Annotated in this window: 17 protein-coding genes and 1 tRNA gene; 6 read left to right on the forward strand and 12 right to left on the reverse strand. The window is 61.0% G+C overall.

Annotated features, from left to right (window positions below; all coding sequences use genetic code 11):
• Positions 1-103: 103 nt before the first annotated feature.
• The 3 genes from CXQ91_RS15965 to CXQ91_RS15975 all read right to left on the reverse strand — a co-directional run bounded on the left by CXQ91_RS15965 (position 104) and on the right by CXQ91_RS15975 (position 3,542).
• Entirely contained in the window at positions 104-391 is a 288-nt protein-coding gene (locus CXQ91_RS15965; RefSeq protein WP_043480665.1) for a hypothetical protein, read from the reverse strand.
• Positions 392-818: 427 nt separating this feature from the next.
• The gene (locus tag CXQ91_RS24530; RefSeq protein ID WP_146072363.1) at positions 819-2,510 is read right to left on the reverse strand and encodes a hypothetical protein; all 1,692 of its coding nucleotides are present in this window, start codon (positions 2,508-2,510) and stop codon (positions 819-821) included.
• Between the two features lie 348 nt (positions 2,511-2,858).
• Positions 2,859-3,542, reverse strand: a complete 684-nt coding sequence (locus CXQ91_RS15975) for a hypothetical protein (RefSeq protein WP_104174890.1) — start codon at positions 3,540-3,542, stop codon at positions 2,859-2,861.
• A 495-nt stretch (positions 3,543-4,037) separates the two neighbouring features.
• Here CXQ91_RS15975 and CXQ91_RS15980 point away from each other — a divergent pair, with 495 nt between their 5' ends.
• Together CXQ91_RS15980 and CXQ91_RS24770 are read left to right on the forward strand one after the other, a co-directional pair.
• Entirely contained in the window at positions 4,038-7,817 is a 3,780-nt protein-coding gene (locus tag CXQ91_RS15980; protein ID WP_104174891.1) for a hypothetical protein, read from the forward strand.
• A gap of 1,320 nt (positions 7,818-9,137) precedes the next feature.
• On the forward strand, positions 9,138-9,293 hold the full coding sequence (locus tag CXQ91_RS24770; protein WP_181038920.1) for a hypothetical protein: 156 nt from the start codon (positions 9,138-9,140) through the stop codon (positions 9,291-9,293).
• A gap of 58 nt (positions 9,294-9,351) precedes the next feature.
• On the opposite strand, the gene CXQ91_RS25325 is transcribed toward CXQ91_RS24770, so the two are convergent.
• The 3 genes from CXQ91_RS25325 to CXQ91_RS16005 all read right to left on the reverse strand — a co-directional run bounded on the left by CXQ91_RS25325 (position 9,352) and on the right by CXQ91_RS16005 (position 12,024).
• Positions 9,352-10,452 carry a C40 family peptidase gene (locus tag CXQ91_RS25325; RefSeq protein ID WP_146072364.1) on the reverse strand — a complete coding sequence of 367 codons (1,101 nt, stop codon included), beginning with the start codon at positions 10,450-10,452 and terminating at the stop codon, positions 9,352-9,354.
• A gap of 14 nt (positions 10,453-10,466) precedes the next feature.
• A complete protein-coding gene (locus CXQ91_RS24535) occupies positions 10,467-10,790 on the reverse strand; it encodes a hypothetical protein (RefSeq protein ID WP_146072365.1) in 324 nt (107 codons plus the stop codon).
• Between the two features lie 451 nt (positions 10,791-11,241).
• The gene (locus tag CXQ91_RS16005; protein WP_146072366.1) at positions 11,242-12,024 is read right to left on the reverse strand and encodes a sigma factor; all 783 of its coding nucleotides are present in this window, start codon (positions 12,022-12,024) and stop codon (positions 11,242-11,244) included.
• A gap of 311 nt (positions 12,025-12,335) precedes the next feature.
• Here CXQ91_RS16005 and CXQ91_RS25765 point away from each other — a divergent pair, with 311 nt between their 5' ends.
• Entirely contained in the window at positions 12,336-12,659 is a 324-nt protein-coding gene (locus CXQ91_RS25765) for a helix-turn-helix transcriptional regulator (protein WP_146072367.1), read from the forward strand.
• On the opposite strand, the gene CXQ91_RS16010 is transcribed toward CXQ91_RS25765, so the two are convergent.
• Entirely contained in the window at positions 12,613-13,116 is a 504-nt protein-coding gene (locus tag CXQ91_RS16010) for a hypothetical protein (RefSeq protein ID WP_104174897.1), read from the reverse strand. The genes CXQ91_RS25765 and CXQ91_RS16010 overlap by 47 nt on opposite strands.
• A gap of 228 nt (positions 13,117-13,344) precedes the next feature.
• On the opposite strand from CXQ91_RS16010, the gene CXQ91_RS16015 reads away from it, so the two are divergent.
• Both CXQ91_RS16015 and CXQ91_RS16020 read left to right on the forward strand, forming a co-directional pair.
• On the forward strand, positions 13,345-13,620 hold the full coding sequence (locus CXQ91_RS16015; RefSeq protein WP_104174898.1) for a winged helix-turn-helix domain-containing protein: 276 nt from the start codon (positions 13,345-13,347) through the stop codon (positions 13,618-13,620).
• A 56-nt stretch (positions 13,621-13,676) separates the two neighbouring features.
• A complete protein-coding gene (locus tag CXQ91_RS16020; RefSeq protein ID WP_104174899.1) occupies positions 13,677-13,922 on the forward strand; it encodes a hypothetical protein in 246 nt (81 codons plus the stop codon).
• A gap of 17 nt (positions 13,923-13,939) precedes the next feature.
• Here the strand turns inward: CXQ91_RS16020 and CXQ91_RS16025 are convergent, their stop codons facing one another.
• Both CXQ91_RS16025 and CXQ91_RS16030 read right to left on the reverse strand, forming a co-directional pair.
• A complete protein-coding gene (locus CXQ91_RS16025) occupies positions 13,940-15,070 on the reverse strand; it encodes a site-specific integrase (RefSeq protein WP_104174900.1) in 1,131 nt (376 codons plus the stop codon).
• Positions 15,071-15,158: 88 nt separating this feature from the next.
• Positions 15,159-15,240: transfer RNA gene (locus CXQ91_RS16030), tRNA-Leu, on the reverse strand.
• A 207-nt stretch (positions 15,241-15,447) separates the two neighbouring features.
• On the opposite strand from CXQ91_RS16030, the gene CXQ91_RS16035 reads away from it, so the two are divergent.
• Positions 15,448-16,053 carry an ANTAR domain-containing response regulator gene (locus CXQ91_RS16035; protein WP_104174901.1) on the forward strand — a complete coding sequence of 202 codons (606 nt, stop codon included), beginning with the start codon at positions 15,448-15,450 and terminating at the stop codon, positions 16,051-16,053.
• Between the two features lie 132 nt (positions 16,054-16,185).
• Here CXQ91_RS16035 and pyk read toward each other — a convergent pair whose 3' ends face one another.
• The 3 genes from pyk to gltB all read right to left on the reverse strand — a co-directional run bounded on the left by pyk (position 16,186) and on the right by gltB (position 23,816).
• Positions 16,186-17,676, reverse strand: a complete 1,491-nt coding sequence (gene pyk / locus CXQ91_RS16040; protein ID WP_104174902.1) for a pyruvate kinase — start codon at positions 17,674-17,676, stop codon at positions 16,186-16,188.
• A 73-nt stretch (positions 17,677-17,749) separates the two neighbouring features.
• Positions 17,750-19,207 (reverse strand): glutamate synthase subunit beta, encoded by a 1,458-nt coding sequence (locus tag CXQ91_RS16045; RefSeq protein ID WP_104174903.1) that lies wholly within the window; start codon positions 19,205-19,207, stop codon positions 17,750-17,752.
• On the reverse strand, positions 19,200-23,816 hold the full coding sequence (gene gltB / locus CXQ91_RS16050) for a glutamate synthase large subunit (protein WP_104174904.1): 4,617 nt from the start codon (positions 23,814-23,816) through the stop codon (positions 19,200-19,202). Before gltB ends, CXQ91_RS16045 begins: the two co-directional genes overlap by 8 nt.
• Positions 23,817-24,006: the final 190 nt, after the last annotated feature.

Consider the following 24,006-nt stretch of genomic DNA (forward strand, 5'->3'; position numbering starts at 1 on the left):
CGACGTGATGGAGCCTTGGACGCCGTCGTTGGCTTGCGAGACGAGACCGCAACCGGGCGGCCACCATCCGTCCAGGTCGCACTGAACCGGCATGAGGCTGGACCTAGAATCCGAGATTGAACGCCGACTGGGACCAGAGAATGTAGCCGTTGATCCCGCCCAGAATTGCGGCTACGGGTCCTGTCCAAAGCAAGATCATGCCGCCGCCCGACGCGAGCCGCGATGACTGGCTGAGCTTGCCGGCGAGGAGCATTGCGGCTCCAACTATGGCAACAATCGCGATCACAATGAAGGCCCCCACCAGGATGCCTCCACCGATCTGTTTGAGTGATTCGAGAAAGGGGAAGTTCGTGTTCGGGGTGATGCCAGGATCCACCGCTGCCAGAAACATCGCGCGCTCCATCTGTCGTCTTCCAAGGGAATGAGGGGTTTGAGCTCACGACTTCATGGAGGTGGTTGGGGCGGACGACATGATCGCATGGCTTCATAGTGGCGCACTCGCGCAACGTGTAAACGGATTCGCTGCGTGAACTAGCTGCAAGCCCGCCGAACAGGACGCAGTTTCGGCCGAGCGGAGGATGAACAATCGCCGCTATCGAACGGTGCTGCCGGGCGCTCGGGGCTTGCGAGTCCGTGACGATGAAGACGTGGCAGACATCGTCCCGCACGTTATCTCATGGACGAGGCCGTCAATGGCTTTGAGGGGCCGCTTGGTAGCTGAGATTGTCTGCAGCACCGCCCACTCATGATGAACAGAACCGTGCCGCCGGAAAAACCGTGGCCGACTAGGGCCTTGGTTCCTGCGCCAGAAAGGGTCCTTAGCGGACGAAGTCACTAGAGTCTCGCATCACTCCGTGCATTGGAAGTAAGTGGTAGTCCTCCACCCAGTCACCCTGAAGACTTGCGGCGTCTACCGCGTCCCCTGGGAGGACAGCAGAGACTGGGAAGTTCACCTGTTCCTTGCCTGGGCTAGAAAACGAACGGGCGATACTTTGCACCGGATCAAAAGTCCCCTTCGCGGGGGTGATATCCACTTTGACGGCCTGCCGCGTGCTCCAATCGCTAGCTATCCACTCGTAGTGATCTTTCGACTTGAAGACAAGAAAGTAATTAGCCCTACTCAATTCTGACCGCCGAGGAGAGGTTAGGTCTTGTATGCAGCGTATCTGTGTCTCGTACCACCGGGCGAAGACTTCGTCCCACTTCAATTCAGAGGAATCACTTAGGAGGTCACGCACGGCTCTCGTGTATCTGTTCCGACGCTTCAGGCCTTCGACGCCAAGCAGGGCTATTGCCGTTCTTGGGTACTTTCGAAGGTTTCCGCTGTGCACCACTCTGTTCCCAAAGTAGCTGACAAGTGAGTTCAGAGCGTCGAGGGAGGAACGTGCTTCCCCAGTGGTGGGCTTGTAACCAGCATGGACGACTCTGTGGCGGATGGCAGCAACTTGGCGCTCCCAGTCCTGTATTGGGCCGGGCACGGTGGCACTCCAAACACCTCCCAGACGATTATGAAACGAGGTTTTGATACGCGTATCTACGCTCGACGACCATTCGTTAGCGCTCAGCTCAGGTGTTAGACATTCTTCCCATTGCAGGTGAGCAAGGAAGACATTGACGACAGACTCTGCAGCGGTCGCCATCATCACGACGCATTCCCGAGTGTTACCGCGTGCTAGCGCAACCGTGCCTTGTCGGTAGAGATCTAGGTAGAGGTTGAATGGTGAAGAGCTGCTCGCCGCGTGCTGAAACTTCAACATCTCGTCTTCGCTAAGGTCGTTAATCACACCTATTTGGGTTGGGGTGTTACCCGTTACGAACGGGTTGGGTGATATTTCTACTCCATCAGCAATCTCGTTCAACGAGCGGATGGCGATCAGAATAACCGGTGGGAGCAGCTCGAATTGCATCAGTGTCACTGCGGTTCGTGTTGCTCCGTAGTATGCAGACTGTCGTGATCGAAGCACTTCCAGTGCGCTGTCGAGTGCTGATCGTAAGAATTCGTGAGAGATGTCTTTCTTATTGCGAATTCGTGGTCCGGCAGTTGCGTTGCTCAAGCTAAGGTCAAAAGACACTGAATCTAAGGGGATTGCTATTTCAGCCACTGACCGAAACAAGTTTGGTGACTCTCCGTCAGGCTTTTTAGGTGCACGAGCTCGGGTCGTACCAGGCATGTGTCGAGTGAACATCTCAGCCATGAGTGGCAACTCAGACACTTCCACAATGTCCGCTTCGTAGCGACGGAACACGGTAGATCCGGCTAAGAGTGCCGTGTCGACAAGATTGGTCGAATTTGGGAAGCCAGGGTCCACCCCAGTTCTTGGCGGGATCGGACCATATGAGTCAAGCCATGCAATCACGGACGAATCTATCGACATGTAGGTGGTCATGACGGTGTTGTCAGGTATCCGCATGAAGTCAGGCAGTGGAATAAAGAATGTCGCTAGGAGCTCGTCGGAATCCAGGAGGACATCAGGGCCGCCGTCCGTTAACTTCTGCCACTGCCTTGCCATGTGCTTCCTTTCCATTTGAGATCTGCTCGGATTTGAACTTACTAATTGTCAGTTTGTCAGATTGGTAGTAATGGACCTGTGTCCCCTATTACGAGAGCGGTTCCGCTCTGCAAGAAGGCCCTATACACTTTCTGAGCCGAACAGGTCCCTCCCCGCCAGGGAGCGCGTTTCAGCGCCCGTACTCAGATTGTTTTCACTAGGTTCCGCCGACGTACTTGCTCACAGGGGCGTAAGACCCCGATCAACAAAAGCCGGGGCGACATCACGAACGGGCGCCGATGGGCGGATAAGGAATACCACCCCACCACTCGGGTGGGAGGAATGAGCACGGGAACTGGATGGGTCAAACTATGAAGTTGACGCGACAACCTTCGGAAAAGCAAACCAACCCTCACAGTGCAACAGCGTGAGAGACGCTGCGTCTCGCTCGAGGTGCTTGAGCATCCGCAAGACGTGATTGTCCGTCACGGACAGGCCATCGCCCGCGCGGAGCAGGACGTAGGGGATCCTCTGCGCCCTGGCGTAGAACTTGTAACGGAAGTTACAACTGGGAAACTCTGACTCTAAATTCTTCTGAAGGTCCGGGAGGATGAGTGCCAGAAGCCGAGCTGTATCCTCCCACTCATTTGGACCCGTCCTGGACGGCTCGATGTGATCCGCCAGCAGGGTGACGACCACCTTAGGTAAGAGCTTGCGGCGCTTAAGCGCTGCAAGCCGTCCGCGCCAACCCAGGAGAAACTTCAATACCTGAATAGCGATACCGACTGGCTTCAAGAACCGGAAGACGGCCTCGACAGTGCCGGGGCCACCGGCGGCCGCTCCGACTCCTAGCGGAACCGCCTTCTGGCAGTCGATCCCTGTGTGACGCAGAAACTCTTGGACGTGCTCCGATATTGCATCTTCATCCGGGCGGGCGAATGGGTTGGGCCTCACCGATCGTGCACTTGTATCAACGCCCACCGTTTTGTCCGGCAGGTCTTCGTATGGCGGGCGCCATTCCATGTCCAATCGCTTCTGCTCGCTGTGGCTCACTGCGGCCGCTGCCCTTCGCTATTCGAGTCACCCGTGAGGCCGGGGACGGTCTCACGCTACAGGGAGAAAACCGCATTGGCTCGAAATCTCACAACCTAAAGTAAATGGGTCCTCTACCTTCATCTCTACTGAAGGCCTCCTGCCGCTCTCGCCGTCCGACTTCCAAGGAACTGCGACGCCGCACACATTTTCCGTTCCTGGCACTCCTCCAGCGAGCGTTCTTACGGGCGGGCTCCCTGAGACACAATTTCGGCCGTGAGGCAGTCTTGCACTGTGAATTGCAGCGATGAGTGGCGGCATTTTCGCAGCGCTACATGTCACCCCTCATCCAAATCTTCAGAAGTCCCGTGCACCAACGGCAGCAGCTGCCGGGACACTGACCGGTGTCCAGGAAAAGGCAGCGAGCGAGTACGACCTGACCATCCGCACAAACCAGGGGGTGGTGTCCATCTGGCGTACGCGCAGGAGTGGCCTTCCAACCGTAGGATTCTTGGCATGGACGACACCGCTTCGCAAACTCTTCCCGCCGGCACAGAACCTTCCGGCCAGTCTGACGGGGCCGCTGACGATGTAACCTTCCGCGCGGCTGGTTACGGCGACGGCAGGGTTGGTTTGCTCCCTCTGACAGCCGGGTACGAAGAAGTCCACCATGGCCTTTACGTCAGGTATCTTCAGGAAGCACTTACAGGTTCTGACCGGGATACCCTCCGCAATATTGCGTTGACCGGCGGCTATGGCATCGGTAAGAGCAGCATCCTCCAAGAAGTCAGCGAACGGGCCGATAAGGGCAAAGTCCTTACCCTTTCACTGTCCACCCTCGGAGACGAACCACCGACTGCGCTTGCCGCGGACGGCGGCCAGCCCGTGCCGGTGACGAAAACCAACCGCATCCAGAAGGAAATCGTTAAGCAGCTGCTGTATCGGGAGGACCCTGCCCGCGTTCCGGGCTCCAGATATCGGCGTATGGGCTCCTTCAAGTGGAGTCGTGAATCGATGGCGGCAGTCATTTGCGCCGCGACAGTCGTCCTTCTGGGGTATCTCACCCGTTTCACCGATCGGCTCATCAATTTTGCAGGCGACAACCCGTTGGCCAGGGTGGGCATGCACGTGGCGCTATTCGTGTTGGTGGCAGGGCTGATTCTTGCCGCTCGTTGGGTCTTTCACAACCGCTTCTGGATCGAGAAGCTCATCGCCGGTCCGGCAACCATTTCCTTGTCCAACAAGTCAGGGAGCTACTTCGATGAATACCTGGACGAGATCGTCTACTTCTTTGGGGCCACACACTACGACATCGCAATATTTGAGGACATCGACCGGTTTGAGGATCCGCACATCTTTCAAACCCTCCGTGAGCTGAATACCATCCTCAATAACTCCAAACAACTTGATCGCAACATCCGCTTCATCTATGCAATCAAGGACAGCATCTTCGAACAGCTCGGATCTGATGACCCGACCGCTCCCGACGTCGCCGGGAACGCCAGCGTGACCTCCAAGCCAGCTGATGCGGCTAAGGCCGAGACCGAGCGGGCGAACAGAACCAAGTTCTTCGATTTGGTCATACCCGTCGTGCCTTTCATCACGCACCGCAGCGCACGGGACCATATGACAGACATCCTGACCAAGTCCGGCCTGGACGTCTCACGGGAACTCGTCGCCCTGGCGGCCAGACACATACCTGACATGCGCCTGATAAAGAACATTCACAACGAATACGGCATATTCAGGGAACGGCTCCTGCTATCTGCTGAGGCGCTCCCAGGACTGAACGCCGACTCCCTGTTTGCGATGATCGTGTACAAGAACATCCACCTTTCCGACTTCGAGCAGATCAAAACAGGCAGCGGCCAACTCGACAAGCTATACGAAACCAGCCGTGCACTGGTGGATGAAAATGTTGCAGAACTGGATAAGGAAGCCACGAGGATCCAGGTCGAACTGGTGGCAGGGCCAGATGCTTCGGCTTCGCTGGCTGATTCCCTGGGGGAAAAGCTCGAGCGGTATGTCTTCAGGGTTTTCCGCCATCAAGGTCTCGTCAGCTTCCGCCAGATATCGTTCTCTATAGCATCCGGCAGCTTTACGCGGGCAGAGATACGTACTGCTCTCTTCTGGAAGCCCTATATGGAAGGAGGAGGGCAGCTGTCGGTCAGTGTGAGGGATACGAACAACAACCCTCACGCGCTGGTGTTCACTCTTGAGGACATCAGCGAGGCCTTCGGGAAGGAGCTTTCCCCGGAAGATTGGAAACAATACGACCACGACAGGCTGAAGGCCCGGTTGAAAGAAATCGACGCATCGCGACGGTTCCTCCTGAGTGCAGACATGGCGGACCTCGTCGCCTCTCCCGAGTACACCGTTAAGGTCTCAGAAGAAGCGCAGTCCCTGAAGACAATCCGTCAGGACCTCCTGGGGTCCGCACTGGCAATCGACTTGGTCGACAAGGGATTCATTGACAGGAATTTCACGCTCTACACTTCGCAGTTCCAAGGCGTCCACGTCAGCATCGACGCCATGAACTTCATACTCCACCATGTGCAACCCAACCGCATGGGCATCAACTTTCCGTTCCCGACTTCGACCGATATCGAGGCGATGTTGGGGGAGGCCGGCCCTAACGTTCTGGCCGAGCGGAGCATGTACAACATCGAGATCCTCGACTACCTGCTTGCAGGGGAGGACATCCGCTGTACCCCCATCATCCGCAATCTCGCAGTTCCAGGGCAGGACGAGCAGGACTTCACAACCGCGTACCTGGCCAGAGGGAAACAGCGCGAAGCCCTGTATCGCAAGCTCGCATCCTTCATGCCGGAAATCTTCAGCACCATTGTCGACATGGCGGTTGACTTTGAGCTGAAAACAGACCTATTCAACGCTGCGTTGACTGGCGCCCAAACGGACGTGGACTACAGTCTGCACGGTTTGGGCCCCTTCATTGAGGACAACTATGCGTCAATGAATCTCTTCACAGCTGACCCCTCTCATGTCCAAGCCATCGGCCCGGTCATGGAAATCCTCAAGGAACTAGACGTTTCGCTACCCACACTCTTGCCGCTCAATGCCGCTTTCAAACGTGGCATCGTCGAAAACAGCCTCTACCATCTGACGGTAACCAACCTGAGGGCCGCGCTGGACGGGCACGATGACTTCGCGCTCGACGCCATTAAGGACAGGAATGCCACGGTATATGCCTATGTCCTGGACAATGCAGACCAGTATGTTCCCTTGATGTCCGGAAGACCGGAACCCTCCCACACCATCCATTCGCCATCCCGCTTCATCGAAATCCTTGAGGACGCCGCAGCCCGCGACGCGTCAGCCGTGGCCGCCCTCGCAAAGCACGCAGCGCCTGGTTGCATCGTTGCCGATATCCAGGCGATCAACAGGACGACTTGGCCGTCCCTCGCCAAGGAAAACCGATTGCTTCCCACCTTTGCAAACCTCGAAAGTTACGTTCGGGAAACCGGGAGAATCGACGAAGATCTGGCTGTTTTCCTCACCGCTGCCGGAGCCGTACTTGAGTACGAGAACGCCACGGAAGAGGCCAAGGAGACCCTGGCCGTCCTGATCCTCAACGCTGGTGGAGTTCTGCCTGATCAAGGCACACGTGTTCAGCTGGCCGAAAGCCTCGCGCTTAAGGAATTTGTCGACGTTGCCCGGATCCACGCTGAGCCCGGGCAGCTGATCGGGCTCCTCATCAGGGACAGGATAGTAAATGACACGGCCGAATCGTATGGACCGGCGGTCGGCTTTGATTGGCCTACCCGTGAATTCGCGATTCACCAATCAAAACAGTTCTCGAAGTATCTGGAACCCGAACATGTACCGTCGGAGGATCTGGGGTCGCTCCTGACAAGTGCCGCTGTGCCGGCAGAGGTAAAGAATGCCGTACTGAATAGGCTGCCCGAATTTGGGGTAGCAGCTACGCCGGCAGCACTCACGGAAGCAGCAAGCTACGCACTTACTACGGGCATAGACCTCACAAAGGAATCTTTGCGCACCCTGGCAGCCGGAAAGGCAGATTCCATAGCCATCGTGACACTGCTGGAACCCGTCCTGCACGACTTCGGATACACGACTGTCGAGGAAATCCTGAAAACGATGGGCCCCCCATACAAGTCCCTAACCCAGCCTGGAACTCACCACGTAAAACTCCCACGAACAGCAGCCCACCTAGCCCTTGCCCGCTTTGTCGAGAACTTCGGGTATGCCAGCTCAAACAACTGGGACAGAACCCCTGGCCTTTCAGAGATGAAGGTTTTCATGGGGAAGACCTAGGCCAGAAGCGTCGCCGTGGTTGGCGTCGGCAACAAAGTTCCACACAGCACTTCTCCAGGGAGCGCCGCCAGCAGCGTAACTTGCCGTGCATAGCGACACGCGGGCCTGCGTTAGGTGGTGGCAATTGGCCGCCGCGCTGAAGCTTGTGGTTGTCTCGCCCGTTACCGTGCTGGTAGCCCCCCTGTGCCCGACGGACCCCGGCCCCGTACAACCGATGTGGGGGCGGCATCCTGATCGTTGACTTGCCCCTATTTGATGACGCGAAGCGTAAGTTCGTAGTGTTCGCGCTTTGATGTCGGGTGGACGCTGGGAGGGAAGACGACTACTTCAATTCGTACCAACCCTCCCGCTGCTTCAGCATCGGATGAGACGGCGTTCATTGCCTTCTGTGTGCAGTTCGCCGCTTGTTCATTTGCTTCCGGAGTGAAGCTGGACCTGCGGGTGATGACCTCGTATCCAGAGTCTGTAAGAAGCTGGTGCAGCTCCGGGCAGCTTATGGATTCCATCCCAAGGTCCCACTGCTGGTTCAGCTCAGGGCATGCTGGTACGAGGCAGTAGGAACCGGTGTGCAGCGTTTCAGAATCGCTGACAGCCTCCACTCCGGCTCAGTCTTGAGGTGCTCTGCCACGTCCCTCATGTAGGGTGCGGCCTCCTTGCCGTTGAGGTGGACGGCCACGGTGAAAACAGAGAACAGTTCAGCGGCGGCGACCAAGCCAACCAGAATTCCTGCCCACCAGAGCAGGACGTTACGAGGGTTCTTCTTCCTTGCGGGGCAATGGCTGCCGGTACGGGTTGTCGCTCACGTTGAAGTCCTGCTCTCGCAATCGCGTTTGCTCAAAGGCTGATCGTAAGCCCCGCCGCTGGCGCCCGACAGTGGGCGACGCGATAGGCTCGAACACGCCAGCCTGCTCCGGGCCGAAGGCTTCTCCGTACAGGAAACTATCGTCAAGACCGGACCGAAACGCATCACCTTATACGGCAGCTGTCGACCCGGTCCCCCGCCGCTGACATCACCTGAATACCCTGTCGCGGATACCCTGAATGTCGGCAGGACTGGGGGCTTGTGCCGTGCCTACCTGCGCAGGAGGGCCGTCGGTGATGGCCCAATCCATCGGCCCCTTACCCCGTCGGTGTGTCCTGTTACGTTATGGGGCGAGGGATTCATTCGAATGTATGTTCTATACTTTTACTGTGATCAAGCGTGGCACTCCCGACGACTCCGAGCGCATGTTTGCTCGGATGCAAGCCGAAGAGAGCCGACCGATTGATGACCCAGCTCCAATCCGAGACTTCCCGAAGTACGGCCGGCCTCTGGTCTACGTGAGCGGAATCTACGGCAAGGCTGTGGGGTGGACGCACACCTACGGCCTGATTGAATGGATGGACTCTTCAGGCAAGTACCACTTGGGCTGGGCACACTCATCGAGCATCAAGCGGGTGACACCGGAAGAGTGGAAGGGTGAGAGCGGACTGTAGTGGTCCATAGTGACCGCTCAGGCCGGCCGTGTGGTGCAAGCGATGCCCGGATCACTTGTCAGGGCAGTAGATCAAAATAGGCCGTATCCGAATTCCACGCGATCGGGTGCAGCAACGTCCCCACAGAGGGGTTGAGTGCGCTGTACATCATGCCTTCACGGGCGTAGATACCAACATGGCCCCAGTTGTTCGGCCCTTGTGCGTTCTGGACGACTAGGTCCCCTGGCTGCGGATTGTTCGTCCGCACCCCAACCCTCCATTGCTCCACCCTTGGGAGGTTGATTCCGGCTTGCCGATAGATCCATTGGACGAAGCCGGAGCAGTCCCACGCTTTGAAAGCCGCCCCGCCCCACACATAGGATCCACCGACGCCATCGCGAGTAAACCGCAGGATATCACTTCGGATTTGGCTCAGATCCGCCAACGCTGTTGAAGGCGCTGAGGCGCTCGGTGTATTAACGCAATCCGAAGGCGCGGTCCCGCCGTCGAGCGCAACAACGATGGCCACGGCTTCCGGCTCCCACCGCGCGTACAGCTCAGGAAACGCCGAGACCTGAACAGCCTGGGCAGCCTGGCCTTTGCTCATGGATTGCCATCCAGGGATGTCCAGAAGACCGCGAGGGCTCCCCCGGTTGGGACCAGACGCTCCCCCATAGAAAGCCCGCACGTTATAGATGGGATCCATCAGCTCTTCGACACTTCCCCAGCCGGCAGCCGGACGTTGCTGAGCGGTGCCAAGGGAATCGTGGTCGGTTCCAACACCGTCGTGAGGGTAGTTGAGTGATGCGGGGACATTCACGTTGGCCAGCATTCTGAGACTGGATTCTTGCAAAGCCATCATGATTGCGATGATCTGACCATCTCGTGGCACGCCCAACTGCTTGCCGACTGAGATGTAGTCCCTCGCGAGACTCAGTTGCCGGGGCGTCAGGTTGACCGGCGCCTGGCTGCTATTGCCGATGTCCAAGGCACCGCTCGCGTCGGCGCCTCGCTGACCACTCAACCCTGCTGAATAGCAGATCGAGCCGGTGGTCGTCGCGTTGGCGCCGAGCACTGCAACGGCCGCACAGAGCGCAAAAGCACCCGCCAGGATCGCGGTCGTGGCCGCGGCCACCAGAGCCCGAAGGATGATCCGGCGCCTTGCCAGGACAGCCAACATGGCCGGAACCGGCATTAGTAGACGATCCTGTTCGGCGCGGCGTAGAAGCCGACCATGATGCAATGATCCGAAGGAGCACTGGCGGCTGGCGGACAGTTGAGCATGACGCTGACTGGGGCCGTATAAGTGTTGTGGGCGGAAATTGACTGATCCAAGACGCGAAGAGAGACCGTGCAAACATGGAGACCCATCCAGGGCGCCGGTCGCTCTCGCACCTTGGCAAGCTCACTGTCACACATCATGGATTCCACCCTTGCCGAACGGTTCGCCTGCTGCCCGGCCAGATACTGATAGGTTCCGGCATTGATCCCAGTCGCTTCGAACTCCTGGACAAACACGGCCAGAGGATTGGACCCGTCAGGGAGCACATGCCACCAGCTGCGGAGGCCGGAGTACACCTCGGAGTACGACGCCGTGCGCGTGTCCCATGTGTAAATCGCTGTCGCTGCCGCCGATGCCAGCTTGCGGAAGTCCGTTGTGCGAGGCGGGCCATACCTGTCGAGTCCTTCGACGGCGGGGGGAGCCATCGTCGGCGCTTCTGACTGCGGCCCAGTGGAGGAGGCCGCCAAACTCTGGGGAGTCGGCGCCGACAGCGCTGGACCTGGCTCAGGTGCGGGCCTCGGGGTCGGCCGCGTCAAAGCGAACAACACGGTCGCCACACTCAAAACCGCGAACGCAAGGAACAACCATCGCCGTTGGCTGCTCGAGCCAGGCAATGCAATTCTCCGGGTCAACGACATTCCAGCCTCCTCGCCAGTTCATTGCAGACTGAGCCGTTGAGGACATGACTTAGCGGGCAGGTCGCCTTCCACCCCGGAGAATCCGCCAGGACGTCTGATACAGCCTTCGGGCGAAGCCGATCTGCACGGCCACGTAGCGCTCAGTGACGCCGAGTTCAGTAGCCAACGTCGCCAAAGCCCTGGCCCGCTCTGGTCCTCGCAGATCGGGACGAACAATGGTTGCCGCAGTACGGCGCAGCACAGTTGTGGGCAGGCAATCTGCTGCACGCTGGCATACGTCCGCGATAGTGCGGATCTCCGCCGTCTCAACCTCCAGTGCGTTTTGAACAGTCCTCGCTGTTTGGCGCACGACGGTCGCAGCGTGCCATCGGCGGCGGTCCTGCGGCGACGGCGGACCGTACTGGCGGCGCCCGGTTAGACTGTCAACGGCGAGGTCCCAAACTTGCCCCGGCACGCTTGCCCGCGTCAGTTCGATAATCGTTCGCGCCCACTCCTGATCGATGATTTTCTCAGCACTTCGATCCACGCCACCGATACCGAGAATCGCGAGCGCATCGAGCGACGCCGGACCGTCCGCATCCCCGGGCTCGATGAGCAACGGGAACGTCTGATGGCTCAGTTCCCTGCGGATGTGCGCGGCGCACACGTTGGCGCACACTCCCTGGACCCAGGCCCCGAAGGGAACACCTGGGAGTTGCCGATAATGGCCACGGGTGACGCCATCCCACACCGCTACCCGGATGTCCTGCATAACGTCGTCCACGTCGCAGGCCCGGCCGATCCGGGACAGATGCGAAACGACATATCGGCGCACACCGTCAACGGCGACCATGATCTGATCCACCGGAACTGCCAGCGCGGTCGGCGCTGGCGGCCTGTGCAAGGAAACATCAACGGTAACTGCATTTGCTTCGTCATGGTGGGCCTGATTCGCTCTGGCTTCGACTCGCACGGATCTTCACCGCTTCGACTAAACGCTTCCAATAAGTCCGGTGACGGCACGCCCGACACCTCAAGAATGGCCGCTAAACCAGGGCCGACCACGAATGCAATAAGGCTATGCAAACTATTCTCAAGGATAATTAAAGTATCGTCAAGACGACGGGTCTTACTTTTCTTCGAACTGTAGATAAGAATGGTTCCATGCCAAGGATTACCCAGCCTCACGACGACGCATGGTCACCCGACGTCGAAGCCGCCGTCGCGACCTTTGGCAACCGTTCACGGAATGAGATCCTCCGCTACCTATCGGCGCACGGCCCCGCCTCCCGTGGGGACATTGCGGCATCAGTCAGCGCCGGCGAACCAAGCGTGGCCAAACACCTGCTGATATTGGAGGAGTCCGGCGCCGTCCTAGTCGACGTTGAACCAGGCCGGCGGCATGGCCGCTCACCACGCTATTCAGCCAACCAGACACGGATCAAGGAACTGCTGGCGGCTCATCTTGAATATCTTCTGGAGGGGTAATCGCCGCCTGCTCCCCTCCCGGGTGGCGTCCAATATCCTTGTTGAGATATTCAGAGATGGCCTGCAAAGTCTCCGGTGACACGTCCCCAAGTGTGCGGGCGGCGAAGGTCTTCACACGGGCCGCACGCAGGGACTTGACGAACTCAAGCTGGGAATCAATGCGTTGGGGCAAGGCTGCATCATCGCCAGTCAGATAGGACGGGTCTACCTTGAAGATGTCACAGAGGCCAGCCAGCAAAACCGGATCGCTGACCAGACGGCCAGTCCCTTCTTTCATGTAGAACCAGCGCGCGCGGGACAATTTGATGCCCCTCCGGGCAAGGTCTGCTTGCACTTCCCTGAACGTCACTGGTTTTCCGCGCTCTGCAACTACAACGTCGAGCAGCAGATTCAAACGACGGGCGAGCTGGGCCTGAGGCGACAGCCCCGCACCGTGCCCTGTCTCGTCAATCCGCATAACAGCCCCTTGATCAGCCACTTCAACACCGGCAGTCCAGTCAGGTACTGCCCCCGCCCTACCGCCCAGTATTCCGCGAGTCATGCGCGTCGGCAATCAGGGTCCCGGTGCCTTAGAAGATTCATGGGCAAAAACAGGCCCTTCCATCATGACCTCGGCAGGGGTACCCTGCTGCTGTAGACCCGTCTACAGCAACACGCTCCCTTCATTCCTTAGGTTCCGGTCTCCATGTCGAACATCCTGATGAACCGAACGCGAAGCCAAATTGTCCGCTTCTTACTCAAGAACGGCCCATCAACGTGCAGCGAAATCGGAGCCGGGCTGCAGGCCTCGCCGTCGACCATCCGTCGACAGCTCAACTTCCTTGGTAGCGCAGGCCTCGTGCAGCGCGCCTCGAGCCAATTCACGGCTTCTCCGGAGCGGGTGCAGCGCCAGACCGATGACTTTGCAGCGACTTTCGGCAACGCGGTCATGCAGCCGGATGGACCAGCTCCGATGAACTAGGGCAGGACTCAGCACGGAGCACTGCCGCAGCGAAATCACGAAAGGATCGAAGAAGCATGAAACTCGAATTCTTCGAGCCGGCCGAGGCTGCCTCGGTCCTCAAGTGCTCAGAGGCATGGCTCCGCGAAGGGGCCGCCAAGGGAGAGTTCCCGCATTCCGTCTGGGGCAAAGGAAAGATCGTCTTTACGTCTGTCCACTTGAAAGAGATTGCCCAGCTGCGCGAAGTCCGGTCAACGAGTGCATCCCCGGCCTCCGTCCGAATGATCGGTACCCGGGCCCAGGCACGCCAGAAATACTCCTAGTTTGGCGACTGCCGCAGCTACCCACGCCAGACAACGGCTGAACGCTCGACGGCGTCAGCGGCATCTTGAAGGGCTTGTGGCATCAAGTGGCCGTACACCTGCTCCGTTGTACGAGTGGACGCATGCCCCAGGCGCCTGGAGATAGTGAACAGAGAAACGCCGTCCTGGATCAACCAGGACGCGTGGGTGTGGCGCAGATCGTGAATCCGCGGCGACTTGGTCAGCCCACGGGCCTGCGCCGCCTTGACCGCCGGAACCCAATAGTGATGCCAATACAGCTTGTGAATGATCCGCTCACCCTTAGGCGTCGTAAACAAAAGATCCGAACCAGGCCGGCTGGCCACCAGCGGAATGAGCACCTCCACCAAATGCGGGTTCAAGGAAACCGTCCTCTTGCCGGCACCCGTCTTGGTCGCACCGATGTAGTACTCGGAATCAGCGCCCCGTTTCCACGCCTTATTGATCCGCATTGTTGCTGGCTTGGACATCAGGTCCACGTCAGCCACGGTCACAGCAGTGGCCTCGCCAAAGCGGGTTCCGGTCATAACCAGGAACTCGGTGAAAGCCCTGTACCGCTCCCCCATACCTTCAAGGATCATCCCGAATTCGGCGTGCGTCAGAAACCGGGCCTCGTCCTCTGCCTTTTCGCCCGACGGGAGCTGAACATGTCGGCAAGGATTGTCCTTCCGATAGCGCAGCATTACGGCCGTCTCCATGGCCGCGAAGATCAGGCCATGGTTGTTCTTGATGGTCTTCGGAGACCTGCCCTTCTTCTGCATGGTCTTGATCCAGTAGGTCAGGTGCCGGTAGTCCAGCTTGTCCACGGGGATGTGGCCGATGACGTCCGCGATGTGCAGCTTCAACATCGTCTGGTACGTGTGGACCGTCCCGACGGAAGGGCGCACAAGAAGGTCGATGTGCTCCTGGATCACCGCCGCCACATTGGGTGATTTGGTCTGGTTCTTGACCATCGCATGCTGTGCGATTTCGAAGGACTGATTGTTCGCGTCGAGGAGGCGCTTCAGCGTCTGGGCTTCAGCCGACGTAGCGAGGGTAATCCCCTCTTGCTTTCGCGTCTCGGGATTCCGCCAGCGGACCGTAAAGGACGTCGATCCATCCGATTTTTTTCGTTCCCAAACGCTGGCCATGCCCAAAATTCTAGGCTTCGTGTGCACAAAAAACGAGCTTTTGTGCACACCCCGGGGTCCAAAACCCCGCTGACCTGCGGAAACACTGTGCCCGAGGTGGGACTCGAACCCACACACCTTTCGATACCGCATTTTGAGTGCGGCGCGTCTGCCAATTCCGCCACTCGGGCGCGGATTACACCGAAGTAACAATCTTAAGCTCACAGCTCCGTTGTGAGCAACGCGATCGCTTCCAGTGCGCGAAATTACTCTACATGCAGATAGGCTGAATTCCAGAATCGCGCCAGCGCCGCCGCAACGAACCCAAGCAGTTCCAAGTACAACAGCGGGCACAACTAAGATGGACTAGTTCCCGCCGTACCTTTCAAGGAGTTCCCGTGTCAGAACAGACGGAGTCAAACCCCAACACCCAGCCGGCCCGCCGCGTGATTGTCGCCGAGGACGAGACCCTTATCCGCCTGGACATCATCGAAATCCTCCGGGGCGAAGGCTATGACGTCATCGGCGAAGCGGACAACGGCGAGAAGGCCGTCCAGCTCGCCGAGGAACTCAAGCCCGACCTCGTCCTGATGGACGTCAAGATGCCCGTCATGGACGGCATCACGGCCGCCGAAAAGATCGTCAAGGCCCGCATCGCCCCCGTCGTGCTCCTCACGGCCTTCAGCCAGAAGGAACTCGTGGAGCGCGCCCGTGACGCCGGCGCCATGGCCTACGTCGTCAAGCCCTTCACCCCCGCGGACCTGATCCCCGCCCTGGAGATCGCACTCTCGCGCCACGAAGAAATCAAGGCCCTCGAAAACGAGGTCTCGGACCTGCAGGAGCAGTTCGCCACACGCAAGCTCGTGGAGCGCGCCAAGAGCCTGCTGACCACCAAAATGGGCCTCACCGAGCCCGAGGCGTTCCGCTGGATCCAGAAGACCTCCATGGACCGCCGCCTCAGCATGCGCGAGGTCGCCGAAACAATCATTAACCAGGTCAACTAACCACACCGGCCCGGCAGGCACCGCACGACGGCGGCCTGCCGCGTCGGCAGCCCGGCCCGCCGGCCGGTACGCAGAGACAAAAAAGGAAGGATCCCCGCCGACTGGCGGGGATCCTTCCTTTTGTCTAGAAGACTAGGCCTTCTTCTTCTTTTCCGGCCACGGTCCGAGCTTTTCCTTGTTGCTGGCAGCTTCGCCCACGAACGTGGTGTCAGCGAGGTCGCCCACCTTGTGGACCTTCAGGGAGTTCGTGGAACCGGCCCTTCCGGGAGGGGAACCGGCGGCGATGACCACCAGGTCACCGTCTTCCACCAGGTTCAGTTCCAGGAGGCTGCGGTCCACCTGTGCGGTCATTTCATCCGTGTGGTCCACCATGGGGACCAGGACCGGCTGGATGCCCCAGGTCAGCGCGAGCTGGTTCCAGACGTGCTCCACCGGGGTGAAGGCGAAGACCGGCTTGATCGGGCGCAGGCGCGAGAGCCGGCGCGCGGAGTCACCGGACTGCGTGAACGCACAGATGTACTTCGCGTCCAGCTGATCGGCGATTTCGACGGCGGCGCGGGTGATGGCGCCGCCGCGGGTCTTGGGCTTGGTGCCCAGCGGAGGAACGCGCTCAAGGCCGTGGACTTCGGTGGACTCGATGATCCGGGCCATGACCTTGACCGTTTCGATCGGGTACTTGCCCACGCTGGTCTCGCCCGAGAGCATCACTGCGTCGGCGCCGTCGAGCACCGCGTTGGCGCAGTCGGAGGCCTCAGCGCGGGTGGGGCGCGGGTTGTCGATCATGGACTCGAGCACCTGGGTGGCGACGATGACCGGCTTGGCCCAGCGGCGGGCCAGTTCGATGGCGCGCTTCTGGACGATCGGCACCTCTTCGAGGGGAAGCTCCACACCAAGGTCGCCACGGGCCACCATGATGGCGTCGAAGGCGTCGATGATCTCGTGCAACTGCTCCACGGCCTGCGGCTTTTCGATCTTGGCGATCACCGGCACGCGGCTGCCTTCTTCGTCCATGATTTCGTGAACGCGCTTGATGTCCGAGGCGTCCCGGACGAAGGAGAGGGCAACCATGTCCACGCCGCGGCGCATGGCCCAGCGGAGATCGTCCTCGTCCTTTTCGCTAAGGGCGGGAACGTTGACGGCAACGCCGGGCAGGTTGATGCCCTTGTTGTTGGAGACCATGCCGCCGACGGTCACCTGGGCGACCACCTTGACGGCGTCGACCTCGATGGCGCGCAACGCCACCTTGCCGTCGTCGATCAGCAGCGCATCGCCGACATTGACGTCGTCGGTGAGGCTCTTGAGCGTGGTGGAGCAGATCTCCTTGGTGCCCGGTACATCTTCGGTGGTGATGGTGAAGATGTCGCCGACGAACAGTTCGTGCGGGCCGTCGACAAAGCGGCCAAGACGGATCTTGGGGCCCTGGAGGTCGGCCATGATGGCAACGGGCTTGCCCAGCTGCTTCGAGGCCCTACGGACGTTCTCGTAAGTGCCGTCATGCACGGAGTAGTCTCCGTGGCTCATGTTCATGCGGGCAACATCGACGCCGGCTTCAATAACTGCGAGGGTGTTCTCGAAGCTGGAAATGGCCGGTCCGAATGTTGCCACGATCTTAGCGCGTCTCATATACCTACCCTATTGGTGTGTTTCTGGTTTGGAGTTGTACCGCAGGTGAACTTCCGTGGTCCCCCGTTTGTGACTAGAGAACGGCGATCGCCCGGTCGGTTGGGGCAACCGGGGCAGGCAGGATCGTTGTTCCCATCAGGAACTTGTCAACAGCCGCCGCGCAGGCGCGGCCCTCGGCGATGGCCCACACAATAAGCGACTGCCCGCGGCCGGCGTCACCGGCAACGAACACACCCTCGGTGTTGGTCATGTAGTAGCCGTCACGCGCCACGTTGCCGCGGCCGTCGAATTCGGCGTGGACCTGCTCGGTGATGCCGGCGGGCTCCGCACCGGTGAAGCCCAGGGACAGGAAGACCAGGTCCGCGGGAATGATCCGCTCGGTGCCGGCCTTGGGAAGCCGCTTGCCGTCCACGAATTCAGTCTCGGCAACCTTCACGCCGGTGAGCTTGCCGTTTTCGCCAACGAACTCCACGGTGGAGGCAAGGTATGTACGCTCGCCGCCTTCTTCGTGCGCACTCGCAACCTCAAAGAGGGTGGGGAACGTGGGCCAGGGCTGGTTCGGGGTGCGCTCCACGGACGGCTGCTTGCCGATCGCGAGAGTGGTCACGGAGGCGGCGCCGTGGCGGTGGGCGGTACCAAGGCAGTCGGCCCCGGTGTCGCCGCCGCCCAGGATCACAACGTGCTTGCCCTTGGCGTGGATCTGGTTCTCCACCTGCTCCCCCGCTACTACGCGGTTTGCCGGAACGAGGTAATCCATGGCGTAGTGGACGCCTTCGAGCCCGCGGCCCGGGATGGGCAAGTCGCGCGGCACGGTGGCGCCGGTGGCAACAACCACGGCGTCGTAACGGCGGCGCAGCTGCTCCCAGGTCACGTCGGTGCCGACGGCCACTCCGGTCCGGAAGCGGGTGCCTTCGGCCTTCATCTGCTCAAGACGGCGGTCCACCTGCTCCTTTTCCATCTTGAAGTCGGGGATGCCGTACCGCAGGAGCCCGCCGATCTTGTCGTCGCGTTCGTAAACAGCGACGGTGTGGCCCACCCGGGTCAGCTGCTGGGCAACGGCCAGGCCCGCGGGGCCGGAGCCCACCACTGCCACGGTCTTGCCGGTCAGGCGGGTCGGCGGCAGCGGGTTGACCCAGCCGTTGTCGAAGGCTTCATCGATGATGGAGACCTCAACCTGCTTGATGGTCACTGCGGGCTGGTTGATCCCCAGCACGCAGGAGGCTTCACACGGAGCCGGGCAGAGCCGGCCGGTGAATTCCGGGAAGTTGTTGGTGGCATGCAGCCGCTCAATCGCTTCCTCGCCCTTGTCCCGCCACACGAGGTCGTTCCACTCGGGAATCAGGTTGCCCAGCGGGCAGCCCTGGTGGCAGAACGGCACGCCACAGTCCATGCAGCGGCCGGCCTGGCTTTTCAGGACACCCTTTTCCTGGGCCTCGTAAACTTCCTTCCAGTCCATGATGCGGACGGGAACGGGACGGCGCGGCTGGGTTTCACGCTGACGTACTTTCAGAAATCCGCGTGGATCAGCCACCGGTCACCTCCAGGATTCGAGACCATACTTCTTCGCCATCGGGGTCCAGGCCCTCTTCGATCGCGTCAAGACGGGTTTGCAATACGGCCGCGTAGTCGCGCGGCAGGACTTTGGTAATGCGGGCAGCGGTGTCATCGAAGTTCTCGAGCAGCCGTGCCGCGAGCTGCGATTCGGTTTCCTCGACGTGCTTGACCAGCAGGCCGTGCACGATGTCGCGGTCTTCGGCATCCAGTTCGCGAAGCTGCAGTTCGCCGGACTCCAGCGCCTGCTTGTTCACGCGGGTGGTCCGCAGGTCCAGCACATAGGCCGTTCCGCCGGACATGCCCGCGCCGAAGTTGCGGCCCGTGCGGCCGATGATCAGGGTCTGGCCACCGGTCATGTACTCACAGCCGTGGTCGCCGATGCCTTCGACAACCGCCGTGGCGCCGGAGTTCCGGACCAGGAAGCGTTCGCCCACCTGGCCGCGCAGGAACATCTCGCCGCTGGTGGCACCGTAGCCGATCACGTTGCCGGCGATCACGTTGCTCTCGGCCTGGAACACGTTGGTGCGGTCCGGGCGGACGATGATGCGGCCGCCGGAGAGGCCCTTGCCCACGTAGTCGTTGGAGTCGCCGTACATGCGCAGGGTGATGCCGGCGGGCAGGAAGGCGCCCAGCGACTGGCCTGCGGTGCCGGTCAGCGTGATGTCGATCGTGTCCGTGGCCAGGACGTCCGTGCTGAACGTCTTGGTGACGACGTGGCCCAGCATGGTGCCGACGGAGCGGTCCGTGTTGATGACGTCCACGGCGATCTTCACCGGGCTGCGGTCGGTCAGCGCCTCGGCGGCCATGGTGATGAGCCGCTGGTCGAAGTGCTTGTCCAGCTCGTGGTTCTGGCCGGTCAGGTTGCGCAGCGGAGCGTCGTCGTCGAACTCGAGTCCGTGCAGGATCGGGTCCAGGTCCAGCCCTTCGGCTTTCCAGTGGTTGATCGCTTCACGGGTGTCCAGCATTTCGGCGTGGCCGATGGCCTCTTCGATGCTGCGGAAACCGAGCTCCGACAGGATTTCGCGGACTTCCTCGGCCAGGAACTCGAAGAAGTTGACCACGAACTCCGGCTTGCCGCTGAAGCGGGCGCGCAGTTCGGGGTTCTGCGTCGCGACGCCCACCGGGCAGGTGTCCAGGTGGCAGACGCGCATCATGATGCAGCCTTCCACCACCAGCGGTGCCGTGGCGAAGCCGAATTCCTCGCCGCCGAGCAGCGCGGCGATGACCACGTCGCGGCCGGTCTTGAGCTGGCCGTCCACCTGCACCACCACGCGGTCGCGCAGGCCGTTGAGCATCAGGGTCTGCTGGGTCTCTGCGAGACCCAGTTCCCACGGAACACCGGCGTGCTTGAGCGAGTTCAGCGGCGAGGCGCCGGTACCGCCGTCGTGACCGGAAACCAATACGACGTCGGCCTTCGCCTTGGTGACACCGGCGGCAACGGTGCCGATCCCCACCTCGGAAACGAGCTTGACGTGCACCCGGGCCGAAGGATTGGCACGCTTCGCGTCATAAATGAGCTGGGCGAGGTCTTCGATCGAGTAGATGTCGTGGTGCGGGGGCGGGGAAATCAGTCCGACGCCGGGGGTCGAGTGGCGCGTCCGGGCAACCCAGGGGTACACCTTCTGCGCCATCAGCTGGCCGCCTTCGCCGGGCTTGGCACCCTGCGCCATCTTGATCTGGATGTCGTCTGCGTTGGTCAGGTACAGGCTCGTGACGCCGAAGCGGCCCGAGGCGATCTGCTTGACGGCCGAGCGGCGCTCGGGATCCAGCAGGCGGTCCACGTCCTCGCCACCTTCGCCGGTGTTGGACTTGCCGCCCAGCCGGTTCATGGCGATTGCCAGGGTCTCGTGGGCTTCCTTGGAGATGGATCCGTAGCTCATGGCGCCGGTGGAGAAGCGCTTCACAATGCTGGAGACGGGCTCCACTTCCTCAAGCGGCACCGCGGGACGCGCATCGGTCTTGAACTTCAGCAGCCCGCGAAGGGTCATGAGGTTCTCGGACTGGTCGTCCACGCCCCGGGTGTAGGACTTGAAGATGTCGTAGCGGCGTTCACGCGTGGCGTGCTGCAGCCGGAAAACCGTCTCCGGGTTGAACAGGTGGGGTTCGCCGTCACGGCGCCACTGGTACTCGCCGCCGCCGAGCAGCGGGCGGTGCGGCTGCTCGATGCCGCCTTCCGGGTAGGCCATCTGGTGCCGGGCGGACACTTCAGCGGCGATGACGTCGAGTCCGACGCCGCCGAGCTGGGAGTGGGTTCCGGCAAAGAATTCGTCCACCAGTTCCTGGCCGAGGCCGAGGGCTTCGAACGTCTGCGCACCGGTGTAGGAGGCAACCGTGGAGATGCCCATCTTGGACATGATCTTCAGGACACCCTTGCCGAGGCCCTTGATCAGGTTGTAGACACCGTCCTGGGCAGTCACGCCAACAACGTCTCCGCTGCTGATGAGCTGTTCCACGGATTCCATGGCCAGGTACGGGTTGACGGCGGACGCGCCGTAGCCGATCAGGACGGCCACGTGGTGCGTCTCGCGGACGTCGCCGGCCTCGACCACGAGGGCGGTCTTGGTCCGGTTGGCGCTGCGCAGCAGGTGGTGGTGTACGGCGCTGACCAGCAGCAGCGACGGGATGGGCGCCCACTGGGCGTTCGAGTCGCGGTCGGAGAGCACCACGTACTGCACGCCGCGGTTTATGGCACCGGAAACCTGCTCGCAGATTTCGGTCAGGCGGGCACGCAGGGCGTTTTCGCCGCCTTCGGGGCGGTACAGGCCGCGGACCTTCATGGCGATCCTGTCGCCGTCCGGACTTTCGATGTTGGCGATCTTGGCAAGCTGGTCGTTGTTGATCACCGGGAACGGCAGCGAAACCTGCGGCTGCCGGACCTGCTTGGTGTCCAACAGGTTGCCGTTGGGGCCGATGGCACACATCAGGGACGTGACCAGCTCTTCGCGGATGGCGTCCAGCGGCGGGTTGGTCACCTGCGCGAAGGACTGCACAAAGTAGTCGAAGAGAAGCCGCGGGCGCTTGGACAGCACGGCCACCGGAGTATCGGACCCCATGGCGCCGAGGGGCTCGGCACCGGTGCGGGCCATCGGGCCCAGCAGGATCTTCAGTTCCTCGGTGGTATAGCCGAAGGTCCGCTGGCGGATGTTCACGGACGCGGCCGTGTGCACCACGTGCTCGCGCTCCGGCAGATCGTCGAGGTCGATCAGGTTGTCCTTGACCCACTCCGCCCACGGGTTGGCGGCGGCGACTTCGGCCTTGACCTCTTCGTCGTCGATGATCCGGCCGGCTTCGGTGTCCACCAGGAACATCTTGCCCGGGGAGACGCGGCCCTTTTTGACCACCTTGGAAGGTTCGACGTCGATGACGCCCACCTCGGAGGCGAAGACCACCAGTCCGTCCTCGGTGATCCAGTAGCGTCCCGGGCGCAGGCCGTTGCGGTCCAGCGTTGCGCCCACCAGGCTGCCGTCGGTGAAGGACACGGCGGCCGGGCCGTCCCACGGTTCCATCAGCAGGGAGTGGTATTCGTAGAAGGCCTTGCGGGCCGGATCCATCGTGGCGTGGTTTTCCCAGGCCTCGGGGATCATCATCATGATCGAGTGCGTGATGGGCCGGCCGGACAGCCAGAGCAGCTCGGCCACTTCGTCGAACGACGCCGAGTCGGAGGCGCCCGGGGTGCAGATGGGGTACAGCTCCTCGGGGGAATCCCCCAGCAGCGGGTTGGCCAGCTGTGACTGGCGGGCACGCATCCAGTTCCGGTTGCCTTTGACGGTGTTGATTTCACCGTTGTGGGCGATGGTGCGGAACGGCTGCGCGAGCGGCCAGGACGGGAAGGTATTGGTGGAGAAGCGCGAGTGGACAATCGCGAGCTTGGTCTTGAAGCGCTTGTCCGAGAGGTCCGGGTAGAACGGCTCCAGCTGCGCGGTGGTCAGCATGCCCTTGTAGACGATGGTCCGGGAGGACAGCGACGGGAAGTACACGCCGAACTTGTTCTGGGCGCGCTTGCGGATGCGCCATGCCCGTGAGTCGAGTTCGTTGCGCTCCAGCACTTCCCCGGTGCTGGAGGCAAAGAACGGCTGGGAGAAGTAGGGCATGCAGGCCCGGGCCATGGCACCGACAAGGTCGGCCACGATCGGGACTTCACGCCAGCCCAGGACGGTCAGGCCCTCATCGGCGGCGAGGCCCTCGATGCCCGCCTTGGCGGCATCGGCTTCGCGCTGCTCGGCCGGAAGGAAGGCCGTACCGGCGACGTACTGTCCGGGCGCCGGAAGCTCGAATTCGGTGACGGCACGGAAGAACTCGTCCGGGATCTGCATCAGCAGCCCGGCGCCGTCGCCCGTTCCTTCGTCGGCGCCCACGGCACCGCGGTGCTCCAGGTTGCGCAGGGCGGTCAGGGCGGCGTCGACGATGTCATAGCCGGGCTCACCACGGAGCGTTGCGATGATGGCGAGGCCGCAGGCGTCCTTCTCCTGCTCCGGGTTGTACAGTCCTGCGGCCTCCGGCAGCGCCGCGAACCGTTTGAACGGTGACATGGCGGCAGCCGGCTGGTTCGGCTCGGACCAACTGGGGCTGTGAAGAGTTTGGGTCATGGGAGACGTCCTTCCTCCTGATCGTGCGTATGGAAGGGACAACGTTGGCCCCACTCGCGATGCCGGTGTGATGGGCACAACAAAGTGTTACTTACTGGAAATTGTAGGTCAGCCCGGCCTGCTGAACTAACAGTTACGCAGGCCCCTGACCCGGGCTTGACCCGTCGGCAGCTCTGTGCTGACGGGTACG

Origin of the sequence: Arthrobacter sp. Y81, assembly GCF_002929335.1 — a bacterium.
In the GTDB taxonomy this organism is placed as follows: domain Bacteria; phylum Actinomycetota; class Actinomycetes; order Actinomycetales; family Micrococcaceae; genus Arthrobacter.

Coding starts and splice junctions, on each gene's coding strand:
- CXQ91_RS16015 (WP_104174898.1), top strand. CDS start 13,345: ATGTCGAACATCCTGATGAACCGAACGCGAAGCCAAATTGTCCGCTTC.
- CXQ91_RS16010 (WP_104174897.1), bottom strand. CDS start 13,116: ATGCGGATTGACGAGACAGGGCACGGTGCGGGGCTGTCGCCTCAGGCC.
- CXQ91_RS24530 (WP_146072363.1), bottom strand. CDS start 2,510: ATGGCAAGGCAGTGGCAGAAGTTAACGGACGGCGGCCCTGATGTCCTC.
- CXQ91_RS16025 (WP_104174900.1), bottom strand. CDS start 15,070: ATGGCCAGCGTTTGGGAACGAAAAAAATCGGATGGATCGACGTCCTTT.
- CXQ91_RS16020 (WP_104174899.1), top strand. CDS start 13,677: ATGAAACTCGAATTCTTCGAGCCGGCCGAGGCTGCCTCGGTCCTCAAG.
- CXQ91_RS25765 (WP_146072367.1), top strand. CDS start 12,336: ATGCCAAGGATTACCCAGCCTCACGACGACGCATGGTCACCCGACGTC.
- pyk (WP_104174902.1), bottom strand. CDS start 17,676: ATGAGACGCGCTAAGATCGTGGCAACATTCGGACCGGCCATTTCCAGC.
- CXQ91_RS15965 (WP_043480665.1), bottom strand. CDS start 391: ATGTTTCTGGCAGCGGTGGATCCTGGCATCACCCCGAACACGAACTTC.
- gltB (WP_104174904.1), bottom strand. CDS start 23,816: ATGACCCAAACTCTTCACAGCCCCAGTTGGTCCGAGCCGAACCAGCCG.
- CXQ91_RS25325 (WP_146072364.1), bottom strand. CDS start 10,452: ATGTTGGCTGTCCTGGCAAGGCGCCGGATCATCCTTCGGGCTCTGGTG.
- CXQ91_RS15980 (WP_104174891.1), top strand. CDS start 4,038: ATGGACGACACCGCTTCGCAAACTCTTCCCGCCGGCACAGAACCTTCC.
- CXQ91_RS16005 (WP_146072366.1), bottom strand. CDS start 12,024: ATGGTCGCCGTTGACGGTGTGCGCCGATATGTCGTTTCGCATCTGTCC.